Below are 8,150 nucleotides of genomic sequence, written 5' to 3'. Positions count from 1 at the left end.
CCTCGATGTCGAGGCCGGTGATGACCAGGGTCATCGTGTTGCGGTATCCGCCGAGGTAGTTCACGGCGACCTTCAGCCGGTCCGACGGGGCACTCCCCCGGGTGCCATGCAGCAGCACCCGGTCCGGACCTTCCTGCGACAGCTGGACGGTGTCGAAATGGGCGATGACGTCGGGGTTGGCGTACGCGGGTCCCGCGATCTCGTAGAGCAGTTGAGCAGTGACCGTACCGATCGAGACCAGGCCACCGGTGTCGGCATGCTTGGTGATGACGCTGCTGCCGTCGGCGGCCACCTCCGCGATGGGGAACCCCGGATACCGCCGGTCGGTGATCTCCGAAAGGAAGGAGTAGTTGCCGCCGCATGCCTGCGGACCGCATTCGATCACATGACCCGCCGCGACCGCTCCCGCGAGCTGATCCCAGTAGGTCCGTTCCCAACGGTGCCACCAGGCCGCGGGGCCGAGCACGAGAGAGGCGTCGGTCACCCGAGGCGTCACGACGATGTCGGCTCCCGACTCCAGCGCGGCGGCGATGCCCCATCCACCGAGATAGGCGTTGGCGGTCACCGGCTCCACGCCCAGCTCGGCGAGCTTGCGTCCGGTGTCGAGGTTCTCGAACGGTTCGCCGGCCGCCTGCAGCGCTCCGATCCGGTCCACGAGGTTGTCACCGGTGACATAGGCGACGTGGGGAGACAGACCGAGACTTGCGGCGACCTTGGCCACCTTCTCGGCCAGTCCTTGAGGATTGAGACCGCCGGCATTGGTGACGATCCTGATGCCGCGGTCCAGACAGGTGCCGAGTACTTGTTCGAGCTGGGTGAGAAACGTGCGGGCGTACCCGGCTTCGGAGTCGCGTTGCCGGGCCTTCCACAGGATCAGCATCGTGAGCTCGGCGAGGTAGTCGCCGGTCAGCACGTCGATCGGACCGCCGTCGACCATGTGCTTCGCGGCATCGATACGGTCTCCGTAGAAGCCCGAGCAGTTGGCGATGCGTATCGGACGCCGCTGTGCTACCGGTGCGGTCATGGGTGTTCTCCGTTCCGAGGACGACCGGCACCCGGCGGCCCGGCGAAGACCTGGGCGATCTCGAGGAAGCGGGTCGCGGCGGCTCCGGTGGCCTGTAGGTCGAGGTCCGCGTGGTGGCGGCGCTGGGTGACGAGCAGACAGAAGTCGAGAGCCGGACCGGTGACAACATCGGCCGCATCCTCAGGTCCCCATTGCCAGCGCGAGCCATCGGGGGCGGTGAGACTGATCCGGATCGGCCTGTCGGGCGGGGGGAGCTGTCGTACGGCGAAACTCCAGCCGACCGTCGCGACACCCAGGTGCGCGATGTGACGGAGCCGGTCGGTCGGCCGGCGTTGCACCCCCAGGGCGTCGGCGACGTCCTGCCCATGCGCCCAGGTCTCCATGAGGCGGGCGGTGGCCGAACTCGGGACGCTCATCGGAGGACCGAACCAGCGCAGCTTCGTCCCGGCCTCGACCGAGGCCAGTGTTTCCAGCAGCGTACTCCGCGCCTGTTCGAACCATCCGAGCAGCTCGCTGCCCGAGCGGTCCCGGTACCAGTGGGCGACGTGCGCGGCGAAGTCGTCACCGAGATCGGTCAGCTTCTTCGCCTCGACGTCGAAGCGCTCCGGGTCGGTCGCGGCGAGCGTTGTCACGTCGTCGAAATACGCCAGGTGGCTGACCTGGTCGCTGATGTCCCAGCCGGCGGCCGGCGTCGGCGTCCGCCAGCCGGGTTCGTCAAGGCCACGCAGGAGGACTGTCAGCTCCTCGGTCTCGGCGGCCAGGTCAGCCAGCAGCGACCGCACATCGGCGGCCATCAGCGCCCGGTCCAGACCGGCGTGCGCTTCTCGCTGAACGCCCGGGGTCCTTCCTGCGCGTCCTGGCTGAGGTAGACCGGCTCCCAGATCCGCTCCGCCTCGTCGTACGCCTCGGACAACGGCAGCTGGGCGAGCAGGCCGACGGTCCGCTTGGCGGCGCGGACCGACAGCGGGGCGTTGGCCGCGACCCTTTCGGCGAGTTCCTGCGCCCGGGGACGCAGTTGCGCGCCGGGGACGACCTCGTTGACCAGACCGAGCTCGTAGGCGCGCTGCGCGGACAGCGGATCGCCGGTTATCAGCATCTGCATGGCGATGCGCGCCGGCAGCAGGTAGGGAAGGGGTGCGGCCCACGGTGCACCACGGCCGACCTTGACCTCGGTGATCGCGAACTTGGCGCCGTCGGCGGCGATCACGAGGTCGCAGCACTGCGTCAGCAGGAAACCACCGGCGTATGCCACACCGTTGACCGCGGCGATCACGGGTTTGCCGACGTTGATGTTCCGGCCGATCTGCGGCACATAGTCCGGCGACGGTACCCGCAGGGCGCCGTCGGCCATCTCCTTCAGGTCGCCGCCGGCGCAGAACGCCCGATCCCCCGCGCCGGTGAGCACGAGGACAGCCGCCGCGTCGTCGGCGTTGAACCTGGCGATACCGTCGCGCAGGCCCTGCCTGACATCGGCCGACAGCGCATTGCGCGTGTCCGGTCGGTCGATGGTCAGCCACGCCACCGGTCCGTCCAGGACGTAGGTGACCGGTGCTGTCATGACTGCTCGCCAACGGCGAGCACAGCCAGAACGTAGCCGCCGTCGACGGTCTGACCCTGGTGCGCGTTGATCTCCACCACCACGCCGTCCTGGGGTGCGGTTACCGTATGCTCCATCTTCATCGCTTCCAGTACCAGCACCACGTCGCCCGCGGTAACGGCCTCGCCCTCCTCCACGGCGACCCGAACGACCGTGCCCGGCATGGGTGCGATCAACGAACCCGCCGCGACGCTCGCGCCTGGTTCGACGAACCGTGGAACCTCCCGTGCCACGGTCGAGCCGCCGCGGCCGTCGAGATGGAAAACCGTCCCGCTGCGGGTCACGTGAATGGTCGAGCGAACGCCGCCGACGGTGACGTCGGACCGCTCGGAGCCGATGTGGTGGACCAGTACCTCCACCGCGCGGCCGTCCACGCTGGCATCGACGCGATCACCGTGCTGGCGGTACAGGACCTCGATCGGCCGGCCGGACACCTCCAGCACGTTGCGCTGGGACGCGTTCGGGACGTTGCGCCACCCGGGCGGCGCCGTCGGGAGCACTCCGTTCGCCCGGCGCTGCGCGGCGGCCGTGAGTGTGGCCACCACCAGGTGGGTCGCGAGGACGTCCTCGGAGAGGACGGGTGAACCCATCGTCACCGGGTCGTGCCGGCTGAGATAGCCCGTGTCGATGGCGCCGGCGCGGAACTCTTCCTCCCGCAGAATGGCCACCAGAAGCTCACGGTTGGTGGTCACGCCGTCGACACGGGTCCGGGCAAGGGCCCGGGCGAGGCGACGAATCGCGGCGTCACGGGTCGGACCATAAGCGATGATCTTGGCAAGCATCGGGTCGTAGTGGACGCCGATCACCGATCCGTCGGCGATCCCGCTGTCGACGCGGATCCCCTCCAGCGCCGGAACCTCGAAACGGTGCACCGTCCCGGTCGCCGGCAGGAAGCCGGCCGGGACGTCCTCGGCGTACAGCCGGGCCTCGATGGCATGGCCGGTGATACGCGCCCGGCGCAGGTCGTCGGGCAGGGGCGCTCCCTCGGCCACGAGGAGCTGGGCGCGGACGAGATCGAGGCCGGTCACCTGCTCGGTGACCGGATGCTCGACCTGCAGCCGCGTGTTCACCTCGAGGAAGAAGAACTGTCCGTGCTGGTCGAGTACGAACTCCACCGTCCCGGCGCCGACATAGCCGATCGCGTGGGCGGCCGCGACCGCGGCCGAGCCGAGGCGGTCGCGCAGCTCGTCATCGACGGCGACCGAAGGAGCCTCCTCGATGATCTTCTGGTAGCGCCGCTGGATGGAACACTCCCGCTCGAACAGATGCACCGCGTTGCCGTGCCGGTCGGCAAAGATCTGCACCTCGATGTGACGGGGGCGCTCGACATAGTGCTCCAGGAACACGGTTGCGTTCCCGAACGCCGACGCCGCTTCGCGCTGCGCGCTGGCGACCGCCTCCGCGAGGTCACCGACCTGGCGGACGATCCGCATGCCGCGTCCGCCACCGCCGTAGGCGGCCTTGACCAGCAGCGGGAACGCCAGGTCCGCCGCTGCCTGAGCGAGCTGGTCGCTGTCGGAGAGAAGCTCGGAGTCGATGACCAATCCGGGCAGGACGGGCACCCCGGCCTTGTCCATCAGCTCCTTCGCCCTGGTCTTCGACCCCATCGCCTCGATGGCTTCCGGAGGCGGTCCGACGAACACGATGCCCGCGTCGGCACAGGCCCTGGCGAAATCGGCGTTCTCCGACAGGAAACCGTAGCCGGGGTGGATCGCGTCGGCCCCCGCGCGCTGCGCGGCGGCGATCACCAGGTCGCCCCTGAGGTACGTCTCGGTCGGTGTCGCCCCGGGCAGCCGGATCGCCTCGTCGGCCTCGCTGGCGAACGGGGCATCGGTGTCCGGGTCGGAGTAGACCGCGACCGTGGCGATGTCCATGTCATGGGCGGTGCGGATGATCCTCGAGGCGATCTCACCGCGGTTAGCAATCAACAGCTTCGTGACCACAAGACTCACATCCTGAAGACGCCATAACCGCGGCGCCCCTCGATCGGGCCCGAATGAGCGGCAGACAGGGCGATACCGAGCACCGTGCGGGTGTCGCGGGGGTCGAGGACGCCGTCGTCGTACAGCTTGCCGCTCATGAAGAACGAGTGCGACTCGGCGCTGATCTGGCGTTCGACCGCCTCCCGACGTTGATCATCTGCGTCCTGGTCGAACGGCCGGCCGGACGCCTCGGCCGCGGCCTTGCCGACGATCGACAACACACCGGCGAGCTGGGTGGCACCCATGACGGCGCACTTGGCTCCCACCCAGGCGAACATCAGCCGCGGGTCGTACGCCCGACCGGACATGCCGTAGTTGCCGGCGCCGAACGACGCGGCCATGTTGATCGTCAGATGCGGCACAGTGCTGTTGGTGACGGCGTTAATCATCTTGGCGCCGTCCTTGATGATGCCGCCCTGCTCGTAGGCCGCACCGACCATGTACCCGGTGGTGTTCTGCAGGAATACCAACGGCGTGTCCGCCTGGTTGGCCAGCTGAATGAACTCCGACGCCTTCTTGGCCTCCTCGCTGAAAAGGACGCCGTTGGCGTTGGCCAGCACCCCGACCGGGAAGCCGTGGATGGAGGCCCAGCCGGTCACGATGCTCGTGCCGTAGTCGGGTTTGTACTCGCCGAACCGGGAGCCGTCGACAACCCGGGCAAGAACCTCACGCGGGTCGAACGGAACCCGGAAGTCCGCTGGCGCGATCCCGAGCAGCTCTTCGGGATCGTAAAGGGGTGAATCAGCCGGCAGGCTCGGGCCGGGACCGCTCTTCCGCCAGTTGATCTCGGACAGGATGCGCCGGCCGATGCGGATTGCGTCCTGCTCGTCGACGGCGAAATGGTCGGCCAGCCCTGAGACGCGAGCGTGCATCGCGGCGCCTCCGAGGTCTTCGTCGTTCGACTCCTCGCCGGTCGCCATCTTGACCAGCGGCGGGCCCCCGAGAAACACTTTGGCCTGTTGATCCACAAGCACCGTGTAATCACACATACCTGGTACGTATGCGCCGCCCGCTGTGGAGTTACCGAATACGAGCGCGATGGTGGGGATGCCCATCGCCGAGAGTTCGGACAGGTCATGGAAGATCTTTCCGGCCTGGACGAACAGGTCGGCCTGGCTCGGCAGGTCGGCACCACCGGACTCGACGAGATTCACCACAGGCAGGCGATTGCGCCGGGCGATCTCCAGAGCGCGGAGCGTCTTTTTCAGCGAGTAGGGGTTCATCGCGCCGCCGCGCACGGTCGGATCATGTCCGAGAACCAGTACCTCGACACCGGAGACCACCCCGATGCCGGAGACGACGCTCGCCCCGACGGTGAACTCACTTCCCCATGCGGCCAGCGTGGACAGCTCCAGGAATGGTGCGTCGCGGTCGAGCAACAGCTCGATCCGTTCACGCACCAGCAGCCGGCCCCTTTCATGGTGGCGCTGCCGGTAACGTTGCCCGCCTCCCGCCCGCGCGAGCTCGAGCTGCTCGTCGAGTTCGGCCAGGTTCTTCAACTGGGCTTTACGGTTGGTGCGGTACAGATCCGACGTCGTGTCGAGACGGGATCTCAAAGGTGTGCCTTCGACTGCCCTGGGGTGTGTAGCAGTGATCGTCATATGTATCCCCTCAGTACGACCGAGGAAGGCCGAGGCTGTGCTGCGCGACGTAATTGAGGATCATCTCCCGGTTGAGCGGCGCGATGCGCAGCACCCGGGCCAGTCCCCACAACGGCACCAGGCCGTACTCGACAGCCATCCCGTTGCCGCCGTGGGTCTGAATAGCCTGGTCCACGGCTGCGAGCGCGGCCTCCGCGGCGGCGTACTTGGCCATGTTCGAGGGTTCGCCCGCGGGCAAACCATGATCATGTACCCATGCGGCCTTCTGCGTCATCAACGCGGCGAGAGAAGTTTCGATTTTTGCTTTCGCCAGTGGATGCGAAATCCCTTGGTACGCGCCGATCGGATGTTCCCACACCTGTCGGTTGCGCGCGTAGTCGACAGCCTTGCCCAGCGCGTACCGGGCTATGCCGACGCACAGTGCGGCGCCGGTGATCCGCTCCGGGTTCAGGCCGTGGAAGACCTGCCGGAACCCGTCCCCCTCCTCGCCGATGAGCGCGCTGGAGGCGACTCGGGCGTTGTCGAAGAAGAGCGTGAACTGCCGTTCGGGAACCTGCGCCGCCACCGGCAGCGGGTGGGTGGTCAGGCCGGGCGCGTCAGTTGGCACGACGAACAGCGACAGGCGTGCCCTGCCGGTGGCCTCGTCGGTGCCGGTACGGGCCACCACCAGCACGGCGGCAGCCTCGTCGAAGCCGGAGATGTAGTACTTCTGGCCGGTGAGGAGCCAGTCGTCGCCGTCCCGGACAGCCCGTGTCGCGATCTTGTGGGTGTTCGAGCCAGCGTCGGGCTCGGTGATCGCAAAGACGATCTTGTGGGCGCCGGAGGCGAGGCCCGGCAACCAGCGTTGCTTCTGCTCCTCATTGCCGAAGCGGGAGATCACCTCTCCTGAGATCGCCGACGAGACGAGCAGGAGCAGCAGTGGACACCCCTGAGCTGCGCTCTCCTCGCAGACGGCGGCGAGTTCGACGATGCCACCGCCTCCGCCGCCGTACTCCTCCGGGAGATTCACGCCGATGAAGCCCGCTTCGGCGAGAGCCGCCCACACCTCGCTGGTCGGTTTCCTGGCTTCCGAGTGCTCGGTGTAGTAAGCGCCGCCGAACGGTTTAGAGATCGCCGCGACCGTCTCCCGCAGAGCTTGCAGCTCCGCGTCCTCACCGAACTCCACACCGTCTCCAAGTGATTATTCATTGACTAGCGAACCAAAGGAGGAGCGATCACGCCTTATAGGCCACGGACGCATCAACCGCCACAACCGGGCAACCTTTTCGAGACAGAAGTTGTGAAGGATACGGGCTTCTTCGATGCCGCCGGTAGTACGTGGACCGGGACCGGCCGACCGCGGCGCACGCCGCCGCCACACCGATCTCCGGTACCAGCACGACCATCGCATCCTCCATCACCCGCTCGGCCTCCTTGAGGAGACCGGCACGCCGTTGTCCGCGGGCGCGCTCCCGGACAACGTTTCCAAGAGCGCGTGCAGTTTTCCCTGGACATCGATCACGAGCTGGGCCTTCGCCAGCTCTCTCTCCAACCGCCCGTTCTTCGCGCGCAGCTCAGCGAGTTCGGTGTCACGGGCATCCGCCGGCGGCCGGCCGATCGGCCTTGACAACTCCGCCAAGGCGCCAGCGTCCCGGGCCCGGCGCCACAACGCGATATGCGCCGCGTACAGCCGCTCTCGGCGCAGAATAGCACCTTTCGCACCCGGTGACGTCGCCACCTCGTACTCCGCCAAGATCGCCAGCTTGTAATCGGCGCTGAACGACCGCTTCTGCGCCCTTGCCCGCACCTTCGGATCAGGCTGGCCCGCCTGGTCACCAGCATCGGCCAGCCGGCCGTCGTCAACCAGACCCGGCCCGGCGCTCAGCCCCACAGACACCGACATCCACTCCCTCCCAGCCCAGGTTTCCTCAAGGCCTCCGGCCGCGCGACAAAAAGCATGATCGCAC

7 protein-coding genes are annotated in these 8,150 nt (G+C 67.7%); all 7 read right to left on the bottom strand.

The features are described 5' to 3' along the window. Positions 1 to 1,024, bottom strand: a 1,024-nt coding sequence (locus DD1DGNOD_RS12430) for an acyclic terpene utilization AtuA family protein (protein WP_131770172.1), incomplete at its 3' end; no start/stop codon positions are given. Continuing rightward, positions 1,021 to 1,818 (bottom strand): TIGR03084 family metal-binding protein, encoded by a 798-nt coding sequence (locus DD1DGNOD_RS12425; RefSeq protein WP_131766704.1) that lies wholly within the window; start codon positions 1,816 to 1,818, stop codon positions 1,021 to 1,023. The genes DD1DGNOD_RS12425 and DD1DGNOD_RS12430, both read right to left, overlap by 4 nt. Then, positions 1,818 to 2,582, bottom strand: coding sequence for an enoyl-CoA hydratase/isomerase family protein (locus DD1DGNOD_RS12420; RefSeq protein ID WP_131766703.1), 765 nt, complete (start codon positions 2,580 to 2,582; stop codon positions 1,818 to 1,820). Before DD1DGNOD_RS12420 ends, DD1DGNOD_RS12425 begins: the two co-directional genes overlap by 1 nt. Further along, on the bottom strand, positions 2,579 to 4,564 hold the full coding sequence (locus DD1DGNOD_RS12415; RefSeq protein ID WP_131766723.1) for an acetyl/propionyl/methylcrotonyl-CoA carboxylase subunit alpha: 1,986 nt from the start codon (positions 4,562 to 4,564) through the stop codon (positions 2,579 to 2,581). The genes DD1DGNOD_RS12420 and DD1DGNOD_RS12415 overlap by 4 nt, the downstream gene beginning before the upstream one ends. A 5-nt stretch (positions 4,565 to 4,569) precedes the next feature. Further along, on the bottom strand, positions 4,570 to 6,204 hold the full coding sequence (locus DD1DGNOD_RS12410; protein WP_131766702.1) for an acyl-CoA carboxylase subunit beta: 1,635 nt from the start codon (positions 6,202 to 6,204) through the stop codon (positions 4,570 to 4,572). A 10-nt stretch (positions 6,205 to 6,214) separates the two neighbouring features. After that, entirely contained in the window at positions 6,215 to 7,369 is a 1,155-nt protein-coding gene (locus tag DD1DGNOD_RS12405) for an acyl-CoA dehydrogenase family protein (RefSeq protein WP_131766701.1), read from the bottom strand. A gap of 231 nt (positions 7,370 to 7,600) precedes the next feature. Beyond that, positions 7,601 to 8,086 carry a hypothetical protein gene (locus tag DD1DGNOD_RS12400; protein WP_131766700.1) on the bottom strand — a complete coding sequence of 162 codons (486 nt, stop codon included), beginning with the start codon at positions 8,084 to 8,086 and terminating at the stop codon, positions 7,601 to 7,603. Between the last annotated feature and the right edge of the window lie 64 nt (positions 8,087 to 8,150).

It is taken from the genome of Candidatus Protofrankia californiensis (genome assembly GCF_900634765.1).
GTDB classification, from domain to species: domain Bacteria; phylum Actinomycetota; class Actinomycetes; order Frankiales; family Frankiaceae; genus Protofrankia; species Protofrankia californiensis.
Note: the sequence above shows the minus strand (reverse complement) of the source record. Positions and strands in the feature narration are given on the sequence as shown.

Bases quoted from the DNA above. Each gene is read 5' to 3' on its own strand.
- DD1DGNOD_RS12420 (WP_131766703.1), bottom strand. From the start codon at position 2,582: ATGACAGCACCGGTCACCTACGTCCTGGACGGACCGGTGGCGTGGCTG.
- DD1DGNOD_RS12410 (WP_131766702.1), bottom strand. From the start codon at position 6,204: ATGACGATCACTGCTACACACCCCAGGGCAGTCGAAGGCACACCTTTG.
- DD1DGNOD_RS12425 (WP_131766704.1), bottom strand. From the start codon at position 1,818: ATGGCCGCCGATGTGCGGTCGCTGCTGGCTGACCTGGCCGCCGAGACC.
- DD1DGNOD_RS12400 (WP_131766700.1), bottom strand. From the start codon at position 8,086: ATGTCGGTGTCTGTGGGGCTGAGCGCCGGGCCGGGTCTGGTTGACGAC.